This is a genomic window from Pseudomonas sp. TH41 (assembly GCF_016650695.1).
Lineage (GTDB): Bacteria > Pseudomonadota > Gammaproteobacteria > Pseudomonadales > Pseudomonadaceae > Aquipseudomonas.
Window position 1 is genome coordinate 308,189 of sequence record NZ_JAEKFH010000003.1, and the last position, 19,312, is coordinate 327,500.

The following is a 19,312-nucleotide window of genomic DNA, read 5'->3' on the forward strand; positions in this document are numbered from 1 at the left end:
TCCGGATCGGTCCGCCCTGCGCTTTTTTAAGTTCAGCGCCCTGCCGCAATCTTTACGTTAACGTAAGGGCAATGGCAAGTGCCTTACGGCGCTTGTGTTTCATCTGTTGCACCGCGTTATCGTTCATCGCGGGCAAGCCCGCTCCCACAGGGTAGACCGAAAGCTTGTGGTCAAACCCGGCCAATGTGGGAGCGAGCCTGCTCGCGATGGCGATCTACCAGACACCAATGATCTCAGAGCTGCCACACCTCGGAATTCACAAAAAACGCCCGGGCATTATCCTCCAGGCTCTCCAGGTGATACCCCCCCTCCTGCACAATCAGACACGGCAGCCCAAGGCTGCGAATCCGCTCCCCAAGCAGCGCAAACCCTTCTCGGGTCACCGCCACTTTGCTCTGCGGGTCCAGTTCGAAAATATCGAAGCCCAAGGACAGCACCAACACATCGGCAGCGAAATCCTTCACCGTCGCCAACGCCACGTCCAATTGACCGAGGAAGTCTGCCTCACTCGCGCCGTGGTTCATCGGCAAGTTCAGGTTAAACCCCTCTCCCGCCCCGACACCACGCTCATCAGCGAACCCGGCAACCGCCGGATAGAAATTGGTCGGATCGCCATGCACCGAGACGTACAGCACATCATCGCGGTCGTAGAAAATCTCCTGAATGCCTTGCCCATGGTGCATGTCGGTATCGAGCACCGCGACGCGTTCGAAACCGCCGCGCAAAACCTGAGCCGCCACTGCCGCATTGTTCACGTAACAGAAACCACCCGCCGCTTCGGCCCGGGCGTGATGTCCCGGTGGACGGCACAAGGCATATGCGGCCGGCGCACCATCCAGCAACGCTTGGGCTCCGGCAACCGCGCTTTGCGCCGACCAATAGGCCGAACGCCAGGTCTGCTCGCCCACCGGGCAACTGCCATCCGCGAGATAACGGGCGGCCTGGGCGAGGATTCCACGCAGGGCATTGGGCTCGCGGACAAAAATGTTCGACATCACCTCGTCGCCCCAATCCTCGGGAATTTCCTTCCAGCGCAGATGAGCTTCCTGAAGGAACGTCAGATAGGGCGCGCCGTGGACCGCCAGCAACGGATCGAGCCCGGCATCGGCCGGTTGTTCAACAGTAAAGCCCAAAGCGTGCGACGCCTGGACCAATCGCTGAGCGCGCTCCGGCACTTCCTGTGGTGTGCGCATCTGCCCACGGGAGTAGTAGCTGCGTGGATGGTGAAGCAATTGTTCGGGATGGAAAAAACTGCGCATGGGGTTAATACCTGTCAGTTAACGTAAACCCTGAAACTGTAGGAGCGAGCTTGCTCGCGATGGTGTGTCAGCTACATTGGTGGTGACTGACACTCCATCGCGAGCAAGCTCGCTCCTACAGGAATTGCGATTATTCGGCGTTGCCGGCGCGAGACAGCACGGCATTGAGCAACACATCAGTACCCTGGCGCACGTCTTCGGGCAGCACATCTTCGGCTTCGTTATGGCTCAACCCGCCGACGCAAGGGATGAACACCATCGCCGTCGGGCAGAACCGCGCCAGATGAATCGCGTCGTGGCCGGCGCCGCTGACAATCGATTGTTGAGCGTAGCCCAGCGCGTCCACTGCCTGCTGCACCGCCGCCACGCAGTCGGCGTCGAACGGCGTCGCCGGGCTGATCCAGTGCGGGGTGATCGTCAGCTTCAATGCTCGACCGTCGGCAATGACCTGGAGTCGCGCACGCACTTGCTGCTCCATCGCCTCGATGGCTTCGTCGCGGTGATGACGCAGGTCGACGGTGAAATTCACCAGGCCCGGAATCGTGTTGCGCGAGGATTTGTTGATGCTCAACTCGCCCACGGTGGTCAGGCCTTCGGGGGCGAAATCGCTGGCCAATTCTTCGATCGCCTGGATCATTCGCGCCACGCCGTACAGGGCGTCCTTGCGCAGCGGCATCGGCGTGGTGCCAGCGTGAGCGGCCATGCCTTCGACCCGCACATCAAGCCAGCGAATCGCCTGACCGCCACTGACCACGCCGATGCTTTTGGCATTGTCCTCAAGGATCGGACCTTGCTCGATGTGCGCTTCAAAGTACGCGTCCACCGCGCCGCCCAACGGACGCTCGCCGGCATAACCGGTGCGCTGCAACGCCTCGGCAACGCTGATGCCATTGACGTCACGCACCGCCAACGCGGCGTCCAGTTCCATGATCCCGGTGAACACCGCCGAACCGAACATGGCCGGGGTGAAGCGCGCGCCTTCTTCGTTGGTCCATACCGCCACTTCCAGTGGTTTGCGGGTCTGGATGCCGAGGTCGTTGAGGCAACGCACCACTTCCAGACCGGCAAGCACGCCATACACACCGTCGAAACGCCCGCCTTCGGGCTGTGTGTCGAGGTGGCTGCCCATCATCACCGGCGCGGCATCGGAGTCGGTGCCAGGGCGGCGGGCGAACAGGTTGCCGATGGCATCCACGCTCAGGGTCATGCCGGCTTCGCGGCACCAATGGGAAAACAGTTCACGACCGGCCTTGTCTTCATCGCTCAGGGCCAGGCGGCAGCTGCCGCCACGCGCAGTGGCGCCGATTTCGGCCATGGCCATCAAACTCGCCCACAGGCGTTCACCATTAATCTTCAACATGCGTCACTCCTGGAAAAGCTGGATTAAGCGTTGGCCAATTCGATGCGTTCAGCACAGGCATGGCGACGGGAAAGGGACAGGACACAGATCAGTGAAGTCGCGGCGATGAGGCTGTAGAACACCGCCAGCGGCCACCATTGGCCGACAAATTCATGCGCCAGTAACGTGCCGATCAGCGGCGTCAGACCACCGGCCAGCGCACCGCAAATCTGGTACGCCAGCGAGATCGCGGTGTAGCGCACGTGGGTTTCGAACATGCCGCTGACGTAACCGGCGATCACCGCGTAGAACGACGCCATGCACACCACCGCCAGGGCAATACCGAGAATGATCAGCGGCGCCTGGGCCGAGCTGACCAGCACGAACATCGGGTATGGAGAAGCCATGGCCAACAACGACACCAGACAGAGGAATCGCGTGGCGCCCATTTTCTCGGCGACCCACGCTGCCAAGGGTTGAATGCAGAACTGAATGATCGCCACCACAAACAGGCACTCAAGGATCAGCGAGCGCGGTAGTTCGAGTTGCTGGGTGGTGTAGGCGATCATGAAAGTGTTGGTGAAATACACCCCGGCGATCCCGAGGGTGTTGGCGCCAATGCACAGCAACAGCGGACGCCACGCGGTGCGCAGGACTTCCATCACCGGTGCCTGTTCCTTGCGTGTGCTTCTGCGGGCCCGTTCGCGGCTGGCGAGGAACTCCGGCGATTCATTCACACCCAGTCGAATCGCCAGGCCCACCAGCAGCAACAGCGAGCTGGCGAGGAACGGCAGACGCCAGCCCCAGCTCATCAGGTCCGCTTCCGGCAAACGGGTGACCGCGCTGAAAGCCAGCAGCGACAGGATCAAACCGGCCGGACTGCCGAGTTGCGCAAAGGACGCGAAGAAATTGCGTCGGCCTTTCGGTGCGTGCTCTCCCGCCATCAACACCGCCCCGCCCCACTCACCACCGACGGCGATACCCTGGACGATGCGCAGCAGGATCAACAGTAACGGCGCCGCAACACCGATTTGTCCGTAGGTTGGCAGCAATCCGATGCAGACCGTGACCACGCCCATCATCAACAAGGTGATGATCAACGACTTCTTGCGGCCGATCCGGTCGCCGACATGGCCGAAAATAATCCCGCCCAACGGCCGCGCAAAGAAACCCACTGCGAAGGTGCCGAAAGCGGCCATGGTGCTGAACAGTTTGTCGTCAGAGGGGAAGAACAGCGCGCCGAATACCAGCGCGGCGGCGGTCGCGTAAATGTAAAAGTCGTACCACTCGATCATGGTGCCGATGAAGGCTGCGGCTGCCGCACGGCGCGGCTGGGGCGAAGCTTGAGGCTTCATGGGTCGGGCTCCTTGATTTGTTTTTTTGGCAGGAGAGAAACGGCAAATTCAAGGCACTCTGGCGGCGCCTGTCTGGGGTTGATTTATCGTCCCGGGGCTATGATTAGTCAATTTTCTATTTATTATGCGAAGTATTACGACTGCTTATAATCGAGAAACGCCATGGCCGAACGCGACGTGCAACGCCTGCTCAATGACCGCCTGGACTGGAACCTGCTGCGTACGTTTCGGGTGATCGGCCAGGAACTGAGCATCAGCCGCGCCGCGGCCCGCCTGCACCTGACACAACCCGCGGTGAGCCAGGCGCTGAAGCGTCTGGAGGAGCAACTGGGTCGACAACTGATCGCCCGTCGCGGACCACGGTTTGCCCTGACCGAAGTCGGCGAGCAGATCTTTGAACTGGCCGGGGAAATCTATGGGCAGATGTCCCAGGTCAGCAGCGTGCTGGAGCAACCGGCCGACGAAGTGATCGGTAAGGTTCGATTGCTGATCATCAGCCGGATCTTCTCCGAGCGCTTCGATGACTTCCTCGCCGACTTCCATCGGCAGCATCCGCGCGTGGACCTGGAAGTCGACGTCATGCTCAGTTCCGACATCGTCAGCGCCTTGCAGGAAAAGACCGCAACCCTCGGCCTGAGCCTCAATCGCCGCCCGCAACCGCGCCTGGAACAACGGCTGTTCCTGCGGCAGCGCTATGCGTTTTTCTGCGGCAAGCACCATGCGATGTTCGGCCAACAGAACGTCGCCGAAGGGGATTTGCAGCGAGAGAATTTCGTCAGTTTCACCAGCGACCAGATTGGCGGCATGCTCTCGCCGTTGACGATTTTTCGTGATCAGCAAGGCTTCAGCGGGCGGATCGTCGCTTCGTCACCGAGCCTGGAGGAAGTCCGGCGACTGGTGATCGCCGGGTTCGGTATCGGTTGTTTGCCCGAGCACGTGGTGGCGGCGGACGTCGACGCCGGATTGCTCTGGCGCCTGCCGCCCCACGAAGGGATTGCCGATGTGGACATTCATTTGCTGTGGAACCGCGAGCAGCGCATGAGCCGGGCCGAGACGATCTTTCTTGAAAGCCTGCAACAACGACTGACGGATTGAGTGCCCGGCACCGATCGATGGCTGATCAGAATAGCGGCAGGCTGTAGCTGACCACCAAGCGGTTCTGATCCGCGTCGCGCGACGCTTCGCTGCGCGACATGCCGTTGCGCCAACCCAGGGCAACGTTTTTCAACGGTCCGCTCTGGATCACGTAATCGACACTCAGGTCCCGCTCCCATTCCTCTTGCTCAGGCCCGGCCGTCGTCCGAATCCCTTTACCCGACAGGTACATTGTCGAGGCCTTGAGCCCCGGTACGCCGAGGGCGGCAAAATCGTACGTGTATTGGGCGAAACTGGTGCGCTCTCCAGCGCGGGTAAAGTTCTGGATGTAACGGTCGGTCAACAAGTAGACGCTTGCGCCCCCAGCCCCCTTATCCGGTAAACCACCCTGGTTAAGCTGCACGAAGCCGCTGTCGCTGGACACCTGCTGATAACCGGCCATCAACGCGTGAGCGCCAATGCCCCAGGTGAACGCCAGGCTCCAGGTGTTGTTGTCGATCTTGCCGTCGCCATTCTGCGTATAACCACTGGTGCGGTAGCCGCTGGCCCGTCCGGCGGCCGAGTCATTGGCACCGTCGGCGGTGGTCTTGAAGTAGCGCAGATCGGTTTTTAGCGCGCCGAACTCTCCCAGTTTCAAGTTGTGAACCAGACCGGCGAAATGCTGTTGGTAGTAGTCCTCGAGATTGGCGTAGTAGTACTGCGCCAGAAGCGCATCGGTGACCTTGTAATCGGCACCGGCAAAATTGAACGCGTTGCTTTCCCGGGTGCCGCCGGCCACGGCGAGGCCTGTGCTGTCGCTGGAACCGCGCCCCGTGGCGTGTTCGAGATGGCCACCGGTCAGGGTCAGATGCTCAAAATCATTGGAGACAATCTGCCCACCCTCGAATGTTTGCGGCAGCAGCCGGCCATCGTTGGCCAGCAGGATCGGCAACTTCGGTGTCAGGGTGCCGTAACGCATTTCAGTCTGGGCAACGCGCATTTTCGCGGTTGCACCGAAACGCGCCCATTGCTCGGCGGCCCCCTTGCCATCGTCGGGGATCATTGAACTGCCCACGTGGCGACCATCACCGCTGTCCAGGCGAACACCCAGCAGGCCTAACGCATCGACACCAAAGCCGACCGTGCCATCGGTGAACCCGGACTGATAGTTGAGCATGAATCCCTGCGCCCATTCTTCGGTTCGGGAAGGGTTCGAAGCGCCATCGCGATTGTCGTTATTGAAGTAAAAGTTACGCATCCCGAGGGTCGCATTACTGTCTTTAATAAAGTCCGCCATGCTCAACGGACTGAACAGCGCACTGCCGATCGCAATCATTGCCAACGGTTGTTTGTTCATTGATTTTGAAGTTCCTGAGCAGCCAGCTTTTGCGCTGGCTACCGGTCATTAAGAGAGTTTGATGCTCAAGACACTGGCCACCGGCTCGCCCGCCATTAACCGGGTCAGCAGTTGCGGTTCTGCCCGGTCCGATGCCAGCGCGCGCTCGATGACGCTTTGCGCGATGGCCGGATCGAGGAACAACACACCGTTGTCATCCGCCAGCACCAGATCCCCCGGACGCACCGTGACGCCGGCACAGTGAATCGGCTGATTGATCAGGCTGGCGCCATGGCCATGCAGCTTGGTGGTCAGCAGGCTGGTGCCGCGGGCGAAGACCGGTAACCCGGCTTCACGCAGTTCGAGCAAGTCGGTCACTGCACCGTCCACCACAATGCCCACCGCACCTGCGCAGCGCGCCGCGCAACTGGTGACAGCGCCCACGGGGGCGTGTTGCCAGTCACCGCCGGTGTCGATCACCAGCACATCGCCGGGCTGGATGAGCGCCAGGGCCTGGTTGACCGCAATAGCGTCGGCGCCCACCAGTTTCAGGGTCAGCGCGCGGCCGACCAGCTTCACATTGGGCACCATGGCTCGCAGTTGCGAATCGGCAAACCCCTCCTCCAGAAAATGCCCGAGGGTTGGAAAGCTCACCGCGTTGAGCTGCTCGATCAGCCGGGACTCATCCATGCTGCGGCTCCTTCGCAATCAACTCGGCCACACAATCGATCTCCAGCGAAACACCCCAGAGCGCCACACACACCGTGGTGCGTGCCGGTGGCGCATGGCCGAGGAACTCGCGATACACCGCATTGAACGGCTCCAGTTGCGCGGGGTCGGTGAGGTACGCGTTGACCTTGATCACGTGGCTGAAGTCAGACCCGGCTTCAATCAGGATCGCCTCCAGGTTGCGCAAGGTTTGTCGCACTTGTTCGGTGAAATGGGCCGGTTGGTCATCGAGGCCGCCCTGGGCCGGGATCTGCCCGGCGGTAAACACCAGGTGGCCACTGACCACCGCTTGAGAGTACGGGCCGACCGGGCCGATAAAGCCCGGGGCTGATTGAATTCTGCGCATGTAGTTGAACTCCTTTAATCAGGCGGCAGCCGATTTGACCGGTTTGCCGAGGGCTGGCTCATCGGCCGGCACTGCCGCCGGGACGTCACTGATGTCTCGCTTGAAGGTCTCGGTCAGCAACAACAGCGACACCAACGAAATCAACGCCGCGCCGATCATGTACCAGGCCACCGAAGAGCCTTTGCCGGTCGCCGCCAACAATGCTGTGGTGACGATGGGCGTCGCCGCACTGCCGAGCAGGCCGGACAACATGTAGCTGATGGACAGTCCCGAATAACGCACCCGGGTGCCGAACAGTTCGGCGAGAAACGTCGCAATCGGTCCGTAGTTAGCGGCGAACGCGGTCATCAATAGCAAGTAAGCGAAGATCACCAGCGACAGCTCTTTGGTGTCCATCAACCAGAACATCGGGAACGCCACCAACGCTTCGGCCACGATGCCGGCGACGATGATCGGCTTGCGTCCGTAGCGGTCCGACAGTGCGCCGAACACCGGCAACATGACGATGCACCAGGCACAGGACAGCAACACCACGCCGAGCATCACGCTGCGGCTGAACCCGAGATTCTGCGTACCGTAAGTCAGGCCGAATGCAACGATGATGTTGAACGACGCCCCGGTCGACATGGTGGCGATCCCGCCCAGCACCACTTGTTTCCAGTACTTGCGAAACACTTCCGCCAGCGGCATTTTCACCTGCACCTCGGCTTCCTTGACCTTGTTGAAGGCCGGGGTTTCAGCGATGTTCAAGCGGATGTACAAGCCCACGGCGATCAGCAGCACGCTGGCGAGGAACGGAATCCGCCAGCCCCAGGCCAACAGGTCTTCAGGGGACAGCCACGCTGCAATCACCAGGAACGCCAGGTTGGCAATCATGGTCCCGGCCGGAACGCCGATCTGCACCCATGAACCGTACAAGCCGCGCTTGTTGGCCGGCGCATGTTCCACCGCCATCAACACCGCCCCGCCCCACTCGCCACCCAGCGCCAGGCCTTGAATCACTCTTAGCAATAACAACAGGATCGGCGCCCAGATACCAATGGTCGCGTAGTTGGGCAATAAACCGATGGCGAACGTGGCCGCGCCCATGGTCAACAGCGAAATCAACAACATCGACTTGCGACCCAGGCGGTCACCAAAATGACCAAACAATGCCGCGCCGACGATACGGGCCAGATACGCCGAAGCGAATGTACCGAAGGCCAACAACGTACCAATCAAAGGCACGAAGTCCGGAAAAAACACTTTGTTAAACACCAGTGCCGAAGCCGTGGCGAAAACAAACAAGTCGTACCATTCCACCGTGGTGCCAATCACACTGGCCACCGCCACTTTTTTCATACTAATTGCAACTTCCGGAGGTGCGCCGGACTTTTCTACAGACGATAGATCGCTCATCACTGTCTCCAGGAATTCTTCAAGAACTCGTTATTTAATTGTTTTAACTGGCAGTAAAACGTTCGAAGTGGGGATTATTGTTATATCTCGCCCAACTAATCAGGCGAGTTTGCAAGGCACTTTCTTATTAATAACCCAGGGTTCGGTCGGCGCAATTCAATAGCGGTTCGCCGGCATTTAATCGACGAAAGTTTTCCGCTACTTGTTCGGCAATACAATCGTGGGAGGCTGCGGAAGCCATGTGCGGTGTGATCGTAACGCCGGGCATTGTCCAGAGGCGGTGCTCGACCGGCAGTGGTTCTTGTTCGAAAACATCCAGTAAAGCGCCGCGCAATTTTCCTCGGGCCAGCGCTTGTTCCAGATCGTCGATATTGAGATGCCCGCCTCGACCACAATTGACAATGGCGGCGCCATTGGCGAGGTGCTCAAAGGTCGCACTGCCGAGAATGCCCCGGGTTTCACTGGTCAGGGGCAACAGGTTGATCAGCAACTCCAGACCGTCGAGAAACGGGTTCAGTTTTTCCGAACCGGCGAAGGTCTGCACGCCTGGCAAATCCTTGCTGCGGCGAGCCCAGCCACGAACGTCGTAACCGGCCGCGGCCAGATCGAGGGCAATGGCACTGCCCAACGACCCGAGGCCCATGACCCCCACCTTGAACTGCCCCGCCGCCCGTTGCAGCGGTCGCTCCCAACGCTGTTCCTGTTGCTGCACCAGCACGTGATCGAAGCCGCGGTGAAAGTGAATCACCGCCCAGCGCACGTACTCGGTCATGCCTTGGCGGTGGCCAGGGTCGACGACGCGGCACACGGGCAGGTCCGGGCACGACGGGTCGTGATCCAAGTGATCGATACCGGCCGCCACCGAGTGAATGACTTGCAGGTTCGGCAACGCGGCGAGGCTGCCCGGTAACGGAAACCAGCACGCGGCAATCTGCGCATTCGCGGCCTGCGGATCATCGGCCAACACGGTGGTGAGTTGCGGCGCGCTGCGGGCAAACGCAGCTTGCAGTTGCTTGAGCAACAGGGTGTCACGGGACAGCAGAACCACGGTGTTCATGACAGATAGGACTCACGCTGGGATTCGATCAGGGTCAGGGCGGCCTCCCAGGCCAGGTCGATGATGTTGTCCTGCTCATCACGGTCAAACTGCTCGGCGGTGTGCGCACAGACTTCCGGCGACGGATAATGCAGCGCAGTACCGCCGGCCAGCGCCGCAACCTGCGCCTGACAGGCACGCTCCAGAAAGTGAATCTCCTGGAACGCCTGGGCCACGCTGGAACCACCGACCAACAGTCCATGGTTGCGCAGAATCATCGCCCGGTGTGGCCCGAGGTCGGCAATCAAACGCTCGCGCTCATCCAGCGACAGGGCGATGCCTTCATAAGTGTGATACGCCAGCTTGCCGTAGAACTTCAGCGCGTGCTGACTGATCGGCAGCAGGCCTTGCTTCTGTGCGGCGACCGCCATGCCGGCGGCGGTGTGGGTGTGGATGACGCAATTCAGGTCCGGGCGGGCCATGTGGATTGCCGAGTGAATGACAAAGCCTGCGGCGTTGACCCGGTGACCTTCGTAGGCCGGATCGACCACTCGCCCTTCTTGATCGATGCGCACCAGGTCCGAGGCGCGCATGCGGTCGAAAATCACCCCGTAGCGGTTGATCAGAAAGTGATGCTCTGGCCCTGGAATCCGCAGGGTGATGTGTGTGTCGATCAAGTCGGTCATGCGAAAATGCGCGACCAGTCGATACAGCGCAGCCAGTTCGCAACGGGCTTGCCATTCAACCGGGCCGATGTGTTCAGGTTTACTCACGAATACACCTCTTTAGCAGCGTGGGTGACGACCGGGTTGGCGCGCAGACGCGCCAGGCCGCAAACACCGATCAAGGACAGCGCCGACAGCAAGGTGAAGAACACCGCCAGCGGCAACCATTGTCCGGAAAACTTGCTCGCCAGCAGTGTGCCGATCAGCGGCGTGGTGCCGCCGGCCAGGGCGCAACTCAACTGGTAGGCGATGGAAATGCCCGAGTAGCGCAGATGCACCGGGAACGCCTGGGTCATGTAGCCGGCGATCACCGCGTACAGCGCCGAGAGGATCACCACTGCCAGGGCGATGCCGACGGTCATCAGCACAATGTTCTGCGTCCCCACCAGCAGGAACATCGGGTATGGGGTGACCATGCACAGCAGTGCGACGATTTTGAGAAAGCGGCCTTCGCCCATACGCTCGGCGAGCAATGCGGAGAGCGGTTGCGAGAGCAACTGAATGACGGTTACCAAAAACAGGCAATCGAGAATCGTCGAACGAGCGATGCCCTGGTACTGGGTGACGTAAGTAATCATGAAGGTGTTGGTAAAAAAGAACCCGGCCGAGCCGATGGTCACGGCCGCCGCGGCGAACAGGATCTGCCGCCAGCACGTGCGGATGACGTCTTTCACCGGGTACTTGGCTGTTTCGTTGTTGTCCCGCGCCTTGGCGAATTCCGGCGACTCGTGAACGCCGGAGCGGATCATCAGGCCGACCATCATCAGCACGCCGCTGGCCAGAAACGGCAGACGCCAGCCCCAGGCGAGGAAGTCTTCCGGCTCAAGGGCCGTCACCAGACGAAAGGCGATCAACGCCAGCAGCAAACCGGCCGGGCTGCCGAGTTGGGCAAAGGACGCGTAGAAGGTTTTGCGCTTGGCCGGTGCGTGCTCGCTGGCCATCAGCACCGCCCCGCCCCACTCGCCACCGACCGAAATACCCTGGATCAGTCGCAGCGCGATCAGGCCGATCGGTGCCCAGATGCCGGCACTGGCGTAACTCGGTAACAGACCAATGCCGGCGGTAGCCAGGCCCATCAAGGCCATGGTCACCAGCAACATCTTCTTGCGACCCAGTCGATCACCCAGATGACCGAACACCATGCCGGCCATGGGACGGGCGATGAAGCCGACGGCAAAACTGCCGAAGGCTGCCAGGGTGCTCATCACCGGGTCGCTGCTGGGAAAGAACACTTGCCCAAGCACCAGCGCCGCCGCCGTGGCGTAAATGTAAAAGTCGTAGAACTCGATGGTCGTGCCAATGAAGGCTGCGGCCGCGGCTCGTCGCGGTTGAGGGGTAGTGTGCATGCAAGGACCCTGTGTATTTATAGTTTTGGGCAGGTGCTGAAGGCTGTTTACGGTTGCACTCTGTGGCGCTTGTGGGCTTTATCGCTTCCGTGGCAGGATTAGTCAATTTTCAAATTCTTATCTTTACTATTAGCCAGGCTACTACATAGGAACTTTATGTCCTCCAGCTCCAACCCTTGGGTCGGTCGCCGCTTTCTGAATGACCGCCTCGACTGGAACCTGCTGCGCACTTATCTGGTGATCGGTCAGGAAGGCAGCATGAGTCGCGCCGCTGCGCGCCTGCATATCACGCAGTCGGCGGTCAGTCAGGCGCTGAAAAGGCTGGAAGAACAGTTGGAATGTGTGTTGATTGCCCGTAGCGGACGGCGATTTGATCTGACGGAAACCGGGGAAGAAGTCCTGCGCATTGCGGCCGATATCTACGGTGACATTTCCCGTTTGGGCACGGTGGTGGAGAGTCGCCACGACGACGTGGTAGGCAAGATTCGCATCCTCACCGTCAGCGGCGTACAGGCGCGGCACTACGATGAATTCCTTGCCGACTTCCATGAAACCCACCCGAAAATCGAGCTGGAAGTCGAAGTGATGGGCAGCTCGAACATCATCAGCTCGCTGCTGCAAAAGACGGCGACCATTGGCGTTGGTTTGTGTCGTTTACCGCAGCCGCGACTGGAGCAACGCGTTCTGTTTCGCGAGACCTATGCATACTTTTGCGGCCAGCGTCATCGACTGTTCGGACAAAAGAATCTGACCCTGCAACAGCTCGCCGCAGAGAACTTCGTCAGCTTCACCAGTGACCAACTTGGCGGCAACCTTTCGCCGCTGACACTGTTTCGCGATCAACAAGGGTTCACCGGCAAGATTGTCGCTTCATCGACGAGCTTCGAAGAAATTTACCGCTTGATCTGCGCAGGGTATGGCATTGGCTGCCTGCCGACCCACTTGGTGCGGCGGGATGTCGAGCAAGGATTGCTCTGGCGTTTGCCGCCGGAAGACGGGGTGGTGGATTTCGATATCCAGCTGTTGTGGAATCGCGAGCAGAAGATGAGCCAGGCGGAAACCGTGTTCCTCGAAAGCTTCCAGCACATGCTCAGTATTCGTGAGCCTGTGCTGTGAAGCCTTGATCACTTAAACATGAGGATCGCCAGGCGGCTTACTCGGCGTGGCGTATTGCGGCTTCAGGTGACCGTCCTGATCAAGTAACCAGGCGTCCATGATCTGCCGCACCACGGGACCGGCGACGCGACCACCGGCCTCGCCGTTTTCAATCATCACCGAGATGACGATCTTCGGATGCTCAGCCGGGGCGAACCCGACAAACAACGCGTTGTCACGGTTACGCTCCAGGGTTTTCGCCCGGTTGTAGCGCTCACCCTGCTTGATTGCCACCACTTGCGCGGTACCACTCTTACCGGCGATACGGTATTGAGCGCCTATCGCCGCCGCCCGGGCGATCCCGCGAGCGTCATGCATCACCATCTGCATGCCGTGGTTGACCTGTTCCCAGTCATGCGGATTCTTGAGCAGGATGTTCGGCATCGGATGCTCGTCCACCGGTGCGACGCCGTCCACGGTTTTGGCCAGGTGCGGTCGATTCCAAACGCCCTTATTGGCGATCAGTGCTGTTGCCTGGGCCAACTGCAGCGGTGTGACCTGCATATAGCCCTGGCCGATGCCAAGGATCACCGTCTCGCCGGGGAACCATGCCTGACGGCGCGTGGCGCGCTTCCAGGCCTGGGAAGGCATCAGACCGGCAGACTCTTCAAACATGTCCAGCGAGACCTTCTCTCCGAGGCCGAACATCGCCATGTAATCGTGCAAGCGATCGATACCCAGCTTGTGGGCGAGATCATAGAAGTACGTGTCATTGGAGCGCATGATCGCCGCGTCCATGTCTACCCAACCGTCGCCACTGTGGTTCCAGTTGCGGTATTTGTGATCGTAGTCCGGGAGTTGGTAATAACCCGGGTCGAAGACGCGGGTCTGCGGGGTGACCACGCCAGCGTCCAGGCCAGCAATGGCCACCTCCGGCTTGATGGTCGAACCCGGTGCGTAGAGACCACGCAGGACGCGGTTGAACAGCGGCCGATCGATGGAGTCGTGCAGCGCCGCGTATTCCTTGAAGCTGATACCGGTGACGAACAGGTTCGGGTCGAAGCTCGGTTTGCTGACCATGGCCAACACTTCACCGGTCGACGGATCGAGCGCAACCACCGAGCCACGGCGATCACCTAGAGCATCTTCGGCGGCTTCTTGAAGTTTGACATCGAGGCTAAGCACGATGTTTTTGCCAGGGATCGGATCGGTGTGCTTGAGCACCCGCAGCACGCGGCCTTGGGCGTTGGTTTCGACTTCTTCGTAACCGACCTGGCCATGCAACTCGGACTCGTAGAATTTCTCGATACCGGTCTTGCCGATGGATTGGGTGCCACGGTATTCCACCGTATCCAGGGCTTTGGATTCTTTCTCGTTGATACGACCGACGTAGCCGATCGAATGCGCAAAATGCGCGCCCATCGGGTAGTGGCGAACAAATTGTGGCTCAACATCGATTCCCGGTAGACGGAACTCATTGACTGCCAATACCGCGATCTGCTCTTCGGTGAGCTCATAGAACAAGGTCACCGGCACGAACGGATGCCGCGCCTGCTTCATCGCCTTGTCGAACAGGGTGCGGTCGTCAGCCGGCAAGTGCAGGAGGTTGACCACCTCATCCAGTTCTTCTTTGACATCGGTTGCGCGTTCACGGGTGATGGTCAGGTTGAAGCTGGGGCGGTTATCCGCCAGAACCACGCCGTTGCGGTCATAGATCAGCCCTCGGGTGGGGGTGATCGGCAGGACATGGACGCGATTGTTTTCGGAGATCGTGGAGTGGTAATCAAACTCCACCACTTGCAGCACATACATGCGCACCACCAGTGCACAGGAAATCGCAACGACGAACAAGGCGCAGGCTATTAGTCGCTTGTTGACCAAGCGCTTCTCATTCTCGTGGTCCTTGATGGGTATTGGTTCAGGCATTTCTGCAGCAGCTCTATGACTATAAAAGGGGGCGTCGATCCGTCAGCCTGAAATCAGTCCATAAAAAAACGAGCTGCACCATACCAAAAACTACACGATCGCTTTAGTGCGATTTCCTATAAGGGCTGTCCTTGAGGGCCAAAACGATGGTCGGTTTTTTATGACTCGTGCGTTGTACTCAAGAGCTATATCTCATTCATGCATTTTTCTTGCTGGTTGATCGACGTAATCGGAACACCAAATGCGCCAGTGAAACGTCGATCGGATATGCCCCCGGTCTGATTTTTCTCATAGAAGCCATTGGCCTCTATGGATGAGCTACCCTAGCTAAACCGTATTTTTTCCCAGGAGAAAGTCATGCCGCGATTGGTTAAACCGTCGGATTATGTACTCCAGGCTGTGATGGATAAAAAAGTTTATATCCTTCCATGGGAACGACGACTTTGCCCGGGCAATCCTACGGATGAACCCGAGCAGGGGGCTCTGCTCTACAACAAATACATTCTGAATTTCATACATGGTGTAACACCGCGACCACCTGGCGAACGGGTGATCGAAATTGCGCAATGGTGTCTGGCAATGGCCGGAGAGCCTGCCAGAGCCCTGGCTGACGATTTGTCCGCGGCCTATCTGAGTCGATACAGTTTTTTGCTCGCTGAATTGTCAAAATATGATGATGAATCGAAAGAATTCCGGGGGCATTTGGCGCTTTGGTCTGACGAGATCAAAAAACTGCCAGCCAACCTGGTGATGGCTTTGCGCGCTCGGGCGGCAGGCCTCTTGATACGCTGACGCCCGGGTGCCGTCCCACTTTCCTGCGGGCAAAAAAAAACCCCTACCTGCATACGCAGATAGGGGTTTCGGAATTTAATCTTGACGATGACCTACTCTCACATGGGGAAACCCCACACTACCATCGGCGATGCATCGTTTCACTGCTGAGTTCGGGATGGGATCAGGTGGTTCCAATGCTCTATGGTCGTCAAGAAATTCGGGAGCCAGGTCGTTTTCTCTTGCGAGATCACGCTCCAGCGAATGGGTATGTGATAGATCTCGGTGTTTGTGAACAGCTCGAACTTTCGGTTCGTTTCGTCTTCACACACCGCAATCTGGCCTTTCGACGCAAATTGCTTGGGTGTTATATGGTCAAGCCTCACGGGCAATTAGTATTGGTTAGCTCAACGCCTCACAGCGCTTACACACCCAACCTATCAACGTCGTAGTCTTCGACGGCCCTTCAGGGGACTCAAGGTCCCAGTGAGATCTCATCTTGAGGCTAGTTTCCCGCTTAGATGCTTTCAGCGGTTATCTATTCCGAACATAGCTACCCGGCAATGCCACTGGCGTGACAACCGGAACACCAGAGGTTCGTCCACTCCGGTCCTCTCGTACTAGGAGCAGCCCCTCTCAAATCTCAAACGTCCACGGCAGATAGGGACCGAACTGTCTCACGACGTTCTAAACCCAGCTCGCGTACCACTTTAAATGGCGAACAGCCATACCCTTGGGACCGGCTTCAGCCCCAGGATGTGATGAGCCGACATCGAGGTGCCAAACACCGCCGTCGATATGAACTCTTGGGCGGTATCAGCCTGTTATCCCCGGAGTACCTTTTATCCGTTGAGCGATGGCCCTTCCATACAGAACCACCGGATCACTAAGACCTACTTTCGTACCTGCTCGACGTGTCTGTCTCGCAGTCAAGCGCGCTTTTGCCTTTATACTCTACGACCGATTTCCGACCGGTCTGAGCGCACCTTCGTACTCCTCCGTTACTCTTTAGGAGGAGACCGCCCCAGTCAAACTACCCACCATACACTGTCCTCGATCCGGATAACGGACCTGAGTTAGAACCTCAAAGTTGCCAGGGTGGTATTTCAAGGTTGGCTCCACGCGAACTGGCGTCCACGCTTCAAAGCCTCCCACCTATCCTACACAAGCAAATTCAAAGTCCAGTGCAAAGCTATAGTAAAGGTTCACGGGGTCTTTCCGTCTAGCCGCGGATACACTGCATCTTCACAGCGATTTCAATTTCACTGAGTCTCGGGTGGAGACAGCGCCGCCATCGTTACGCCATTCGTGCAGGTCGGAACTTACCCGACAAGGAATTTCGCTACCTTAGGACCGTTATAGTTACGGCCGCCGTTTACCGGGGCTTCGATCAAGAGCTTCGCGTTAGCTAACCCCATCAATTAACCTTCCGGCACCGGGCAGGCGTCACACCCTATACGTCCACTTTCGTGTTTGCAGAGTGCTGTGTTTTTAATAAACAGTCGCAGCGGCCTGGTATCTTCGACCGGCATGGGCTTACGCAGTAAATGCTTCACCCTCACCGGCGCACCTTCTCCCGAAGTTACGGTGCCATTTTGCCTAGTTCCTTCACCCGAGTTCTCTCAAGCGCCTTGGTATTCTCTACCCAACCACCTGTGTCGGTTTGGGGTACGGTTCCTGGTTACCTGAAGCTTAGAAGCTTTTCTTGGAAGCATGGCATCAACCACTTCGTCACCCAAAGGGTAACTCGTCATCAGCTCTCGGCCTTAGACTCCCGGATTTACCTAAGAGTCCAGCCTACCACCTTAAACTTGGACAACCAACGCCAAGCTGGCCTAGCCTTCTCCGTCCCTCCATCGCAATAACCAGAAGTACAGGAATATTAACCTGTTTTCCATCGACTACGCTTTTCAGCCTCGCCTTAGGGACCGACTAACCCTGCGTCGATTAACGTTGCGCAGGAAACCTTGGTCTTTCGGCGTGGGTGTTTTTCACACCCATTGTCGTTACTCATGTCAGCATTCGCACTTCTGATACCTCCAGCAAGCTTCTCAACTCACCTTCACAGGCTTACAGAACGCTCCTCTACCGCATCACCTAAGTGATACCCGTAGCTTCGGTGTATGGTTTGAGCCCCGTTACATCTTCCGCGCAGGCCGACTCGACTAGTGAGCTATTACGCTTTCTTTAAAGGGTGGCTGCTTCTAAGCCAACCTCCTAGCTGTCTAAGCCTTCCCACATCGTTTCCCACTTAACCATAACTTTGGGACCTTAGCTGACGGTCTGGGTTGTTTCCCTTTTCACGACGGACGTTAGCACCCGCCGTGTGTCTCCCATGCTCGGCACTTGTAGGTATTCGGAGTTTGCATCGGTTTGGTAAGTCGGGATGACCCCCTAGCCGAAACAGTGCTCTACCCCCTACAGTGATACATGAGGCGCTACCTAAATAGCTTTCGAGGAGAACCAGCTATCTCCGAGCTTGATTAGCCTTTCACTCCGATCCACAGGTCATCCGCTAACTTTTCAACGGTAGTCGGTTCGGTCCTCCAGTTAGTGTTACCCAACCTTCAACCTGCCCATGGATAGATCGCCCGGTTTCGGGTCTATTCCCAGCGACTAGACGCCCTATTAAGACTCGCTTTCGCTACGCCTCCCCTATTCGGTTAAGCTCGCCACTGAAAATAAGTCGCTGACCCATTATACAAAAGGTACGCAGTCACCCAACAAAGTGGGCTCCCACTGCTTGTACGCATACGGTTTCAGGATCTATTTCACTCCCCTCTCCGGGGTTCTTTTCGCCTTTCCCTCACGGTACTAGTTCACTATCGGTCAGTCAGTAGTATTTAGCCTTGGAGGATGGTCCCCCCATATTCAGACAAAGTTTCTCGTGCTCCGTCCTACTCGATTTCATGACTAAGAGATTTTCGCGTACAGGGCTATCACCCACTATGGCCGCACTTTCCAGAGCGTTCCGCTAATCTCAAAGCCACTTAAGGGCTAGTCCCCGTTCGCTCGCCACTACTAAGGGAATCTCGGTTGATTTCTTTTCCTCAGGGTACTTAGATGTTTCAGTTCCCCTGGTTCGCTTCTTAAGCCTATGTATTCAGCTTAAGATACCTAACTTATGTTAGGTGGGTTCCCCCATTCAGACATCTCCGGATCAAAGTCTGTTTGCCGACTCCCCGAAGCTTTTCGCAGGCTACCACGTCTTTCATCGCCTCTGACTGCCAAGGCATCCACCGTATGCGCTTCTTCACTTGACCATATAACCCCAAGCAATCTGGTTATACTGTGAAGACGACATTCGCCGAAAATTCGCAATTACTCACAAATTTTACCTTAGCCTGATCCGTTACCAGTGAAAGTAACGTTCAGTCTATCTTTCTATCACATACCCAAATTTTTAAAGAACGATCTAATCTTAAAGATCAGAAATCAACATTCACCATCGTCACGATGGAATGCTCATTTCTAAGCTTTACAAGTCAGAAGCAGTTAGTGGTGGAGCCAAACGGGATCGAACCGTTGACCTCCTGCGTGCAAGGCAGGCGCTCTCCCAGCTGAGCTATGGCCCCGT

14 protein-coding genes, 1 tRNA gene and 2 rRNA genes are annotated in these 19,312 nt (G+C 58.0%); 3 read left to right on the forward strand and 14 right to left on the reverse strand.

Going from position 1 to position 19,312, the window contains the following annotated elements; all coding sequences use genetic code 11:
• Positions 1-233: 233 nt before the first annotated feature.
• The 3 genes from JFU37_RS04145 to JFU37_RS04155 form a co-directional block, all read right to left on the reverse strand.
• Entirely contained in the window at positions 234-1,259 is a 1,026-nt protein-coding gene (locus JFU37_RS04145; RefSeq protein ID WP_201113204.1) for a histone deacetylase family protein, read from the reverse strand.
• Between the two features lie 130 nt (positions 1,260-1,389).
• Positions 1,390-2,619: a Zn-dependent hydrolase gene (locus tag JFU37_RS04150; protein WP_201113206.1), complete on the reverse strand. Its 1,230-nt coding sequence runs from the start codon at positions 2,617-2,619 to the stop codon at positions 1,390-1,392.
• A 23-nt stretch (positions 2,620-2,642) separates the two neighbouring features.
• A complete protein-coding gene (locus JFU37_RS04155) occupies positions 2,643-3,953 on the reverse strand; it encodes an MFS transporter (RefSeq protein ID WP_201113208.1) in 1,311 nt (436 codons plus the stop codon).
• 162 nt (positions 3,954-4,115) lie between these two features.
• Here JFU37_RS04155 and JFU37_RS04160 point away from each other — a divergent pair, with 162 nt between their 5' ends.
• Positions 4,116-5,048, forward strand: coding sequence for a LysR family transcriptional regulator (locus JFU37_RS04160; RefSeq protein ID WP_201113210.1), 933 nt, complete (start codon positions 4,116-4,118; stop codon positions 5,046-5,048).
• Between the two features lie 25 nt (positions 5,049-5,073).
• Here the strand turns inward: JFU37_RS04160 and JFU37_RS04165 are convergent, their stop codons facing one another.
• The 7 genes from JFU37_RS04165 to JFU37_RS04195 form a co-directional block, all read right to left on the reverse strand.
• Complete coding sequence (locus JFU37_RS04165; protein WP_201113212.1) at positions 5,074-6,384, reverse strand: OprD family porin; 1,311 nt, start codon at positions 6,382-6,384, stop codon at positions 5,074-5,076.
• Between the two features lie 48 nt (positions 6,385-6,432).
• Positions 6,433-7,053: an RraA family protein gene (locus JFU37_RS04170; RefSeq protein WP_201113214.1), complete on the reverse strand. Its 621-nt coding sequence runs from the start codon at positions 7,051-7,053 to the stop codon at positions 6,433-6,435.
• Positions 7,046-7,438, reverse strand: a complete 393-nt coding sequence (locus JFU37_RS04175) for a RidA family protein (RefSeq protein ID WP_201113216.1) — start codon at positions 7,436-7,438, stop codon at positions 7,046-7,048. Before JFU37_RS04175 ends, JFU37_RS04170 begins: the two co-directional genes overlap by 8 nt.
• Positions 7,439-7,456: 18 nt before the next feature.
• A complete protein-coding gene (locus JFU37_RS04180; RefSeq protein ID WP_201113218.1) occupies positions 7,457-8,836 on the reverse strand; it encodes an MFS transporter in 1,380 nt (459 codons plus the stop codon).
• Positions 8,837-8,963: 127 nt separating this feature from the next.
• A complete protein-coding gene (locus tag JFU37_RS04185; protein WP_201113220.1) occupies positions 8,964-9,893 on the reverse strand; it encodes a 2-hydroxyacid dehydrogenase in 930 nt (309 codons plus the stop codon).
• Positions 9,890-10,645 (reverse strand): class II aldolase/adducin family protein, encoded by a 756-nt coding sequence (locus tag JFU37_RS04190; protein WP_201113222.1) that lies wholly within the window; start codon positions 10,643-10,645, stop codon positions 9,890-9,892. Before JFU37_RS04190 ends, JFU37_RS04185 begins: the two co-directional genes overlap by 4 nt.
• Positions 10,642-11,943, reverse strand: coding sequence for an MFS transporter (locus JFU37_RS04195; protein ID WP_201113224.1), 1,302 nt, complete (start codon positions 11,941-11,943; stop codon positions 10,642-10,644). The genes JFU37_RS04190 and JFU37_RS04195 overlap by 4 nt, the downstream gene beginning before the upstream one ends.
• 156 nt (positions 11,944-12,099) lie before the next feature.
• Here JFU37_RS04195 and JFU37_RS04200 point away from each other — a divergent pair, with 156 nt between their 5' ends.
• The gene (locus JFU37_RS04200; protein WP_201113226.1) at positions 12,100-13,059 is read left to right on the forward strand and encodes a LysR family transcriptional regulator; all 960 of its coding nucleotides are present in this window, start codon (positions 12,100-12,102) and stop codon (positions 13,057-13,059) included.
• Between the two features lie 12 nt (positions 13,060-13,071).
• Here the strand turns inward: JFU37_RS04200 and mrdA are convergent, their stop codons facing one another.
• Positions 13,072-14,964 (reverse strand): penicillin-binding protein 2, encoded by a 1,893-nt coding sequence (gene mrdA, locus JFU37_RS04205; RefSeq protein WP_201113228.1) that lies wholly within the window; start codon positions 14,962-14,964, stop codon positions 13,072-13,074.
• A gap of 357 nt (positions 14,965-15,321) precedes the next feature.
• Here mrdA and JFU37_RS04210 point away from each other — a divergent pair, with 357 nt between their 5' ends.
• The gene (locus JFU37_RS04210) at positions 15,322-15,756 is read left to right on the forward strand and encodes a hypothetical protein (protein WP_201113230.1); all 435 of its coding nucleotides are present in this window, start codon (positions 15,322-15,324) and stop codon (positions 15,754-15,756) included.
• 79 nt (positions 15,757-15,835) lie between these two features.
• Here the strand turns inward: JFU37_RS04210 and rrf are convergent.
• The 3 genes from rrf to JFU37_RS04225 form a co-directional block, all read right to left on the reverse strand.
• Positions 15,836-15,951, reverse strand: a 5S ribosomal RNA gene (gene rrf / locus JFU37_RS04215).
• A gap of 155 nt (positions 15,952-16,106) precedes the next feature.
• Positions 16,107-18,998, reverse strand: a 23S ribosomal RNA gene (locus tag JFU37_RS04220).
• A 236-nt stretch (positions 18,999-19,234) separates the two neighbouring features.
• A tRNA-Ala gene (locus tag JFU37_RS04225) sits at positions 19,235-19,310 on the reverse strand.
• Positions 19,311-19,312 lie beyond the last annotated feature (2 nt).

Excerpts from the sequence above, each read along its gene's own strand:
- JFU37_RS04170 (WP_201113214.1), bottom strand. The coding sequence starts at position 7,053 with ATGGATGAGTCCCGGCTGATCGAGCAGCTCAACGCGGTGAGCTTTCCA.
- mrdA (WP_201113228.1), bottom strand. The coding sequence starts at position 14,964 with ATGCCTGAACCAATACCCATCAAGGACCACGAGAATGAGAAGCGCTTG.
- JFU37_RS04195 (WP_201113224.1), bottom strand. The coding sequence starts at position 11,943 with ATGCACACTACCCCTCAACCGCGACGAGCCGCGGCCGCAGCCTTCATT.
- JFU37_RS04150 (WP_201113206.1), bottom strand. The coding sequence starts at position 2,619 with ATGTTGAAGATTAATGGTGAACGCCTGTGGGCGAGTTTGATGGCCATG.
- JFU37_RS04160 (WP_201113210.1), top strand. The coding sequence starts at position 4,116 with ATGGCCGAACGCGACGTGCAACGCCTGCTCAATGACCGCCTGGACTGG.
- JFU37_RS04210 (WP_201113230.1), top strand. The coding sequence starts at position 15,322 with ATGCCGCGATTGGTTAAACCGTCGGATTATGTACTCCAGGCTGTGATG.
- JFU37_RS04180 (WP_201113218.1), bottom strand. The coding sequence starts at position 8,836 with ATGAGCGATCTATCGTCTGTAGAAAAGTCCGGCGCACCTCCGGAAGTT.
- JFU37_RS04200 (WP_201113226.1), top strand. The coding sequence starts at position 12,100 with ATGTCCTCCAGCTCCAACCCTTGGGTCGGTCGCCGCTTTCTGAATGAC.
- JFU37_RS04175 (WP_201113216.1), bottom strand. The coding sequence starts at position 7,438 with ATGCGCAGAATTCAATCAGCCCCGGGCTTTATCGGCCCGGTCGGCCCG.
- JFU37_RS04155 (WP_201113208.1), bottom strand. The coding sequence starts at position 3,953 with ATGAAGCCTCAAGCTTCGCCCCAGCCGCGCCGTGCGGCAGCCGCAGCC.
- JFU37_RS04145 (WP_201113204.1), bottom strand. The coding sequence starts at position 1,259 with ATGCGCAGTTTTTTCCATCCCGAACAATTGCTTCACCATCCACGCAGC.
- JFU37_RS04185 (WP_201113220.1), bottom strand. The coding sequence starts at position 9,893 with ATGAACACCGTGGTTCTGCTGTCCCGTGACACCCTGTTGCTCAAGCAA.
- JFU37_RS04165 (WP_201113212.1), bottom strand. The coding sequence starts at position 6,384 with ATGAACAAACAACCGTTGGCAATGATTGCGATCGGCAGTGCGCTGTTC.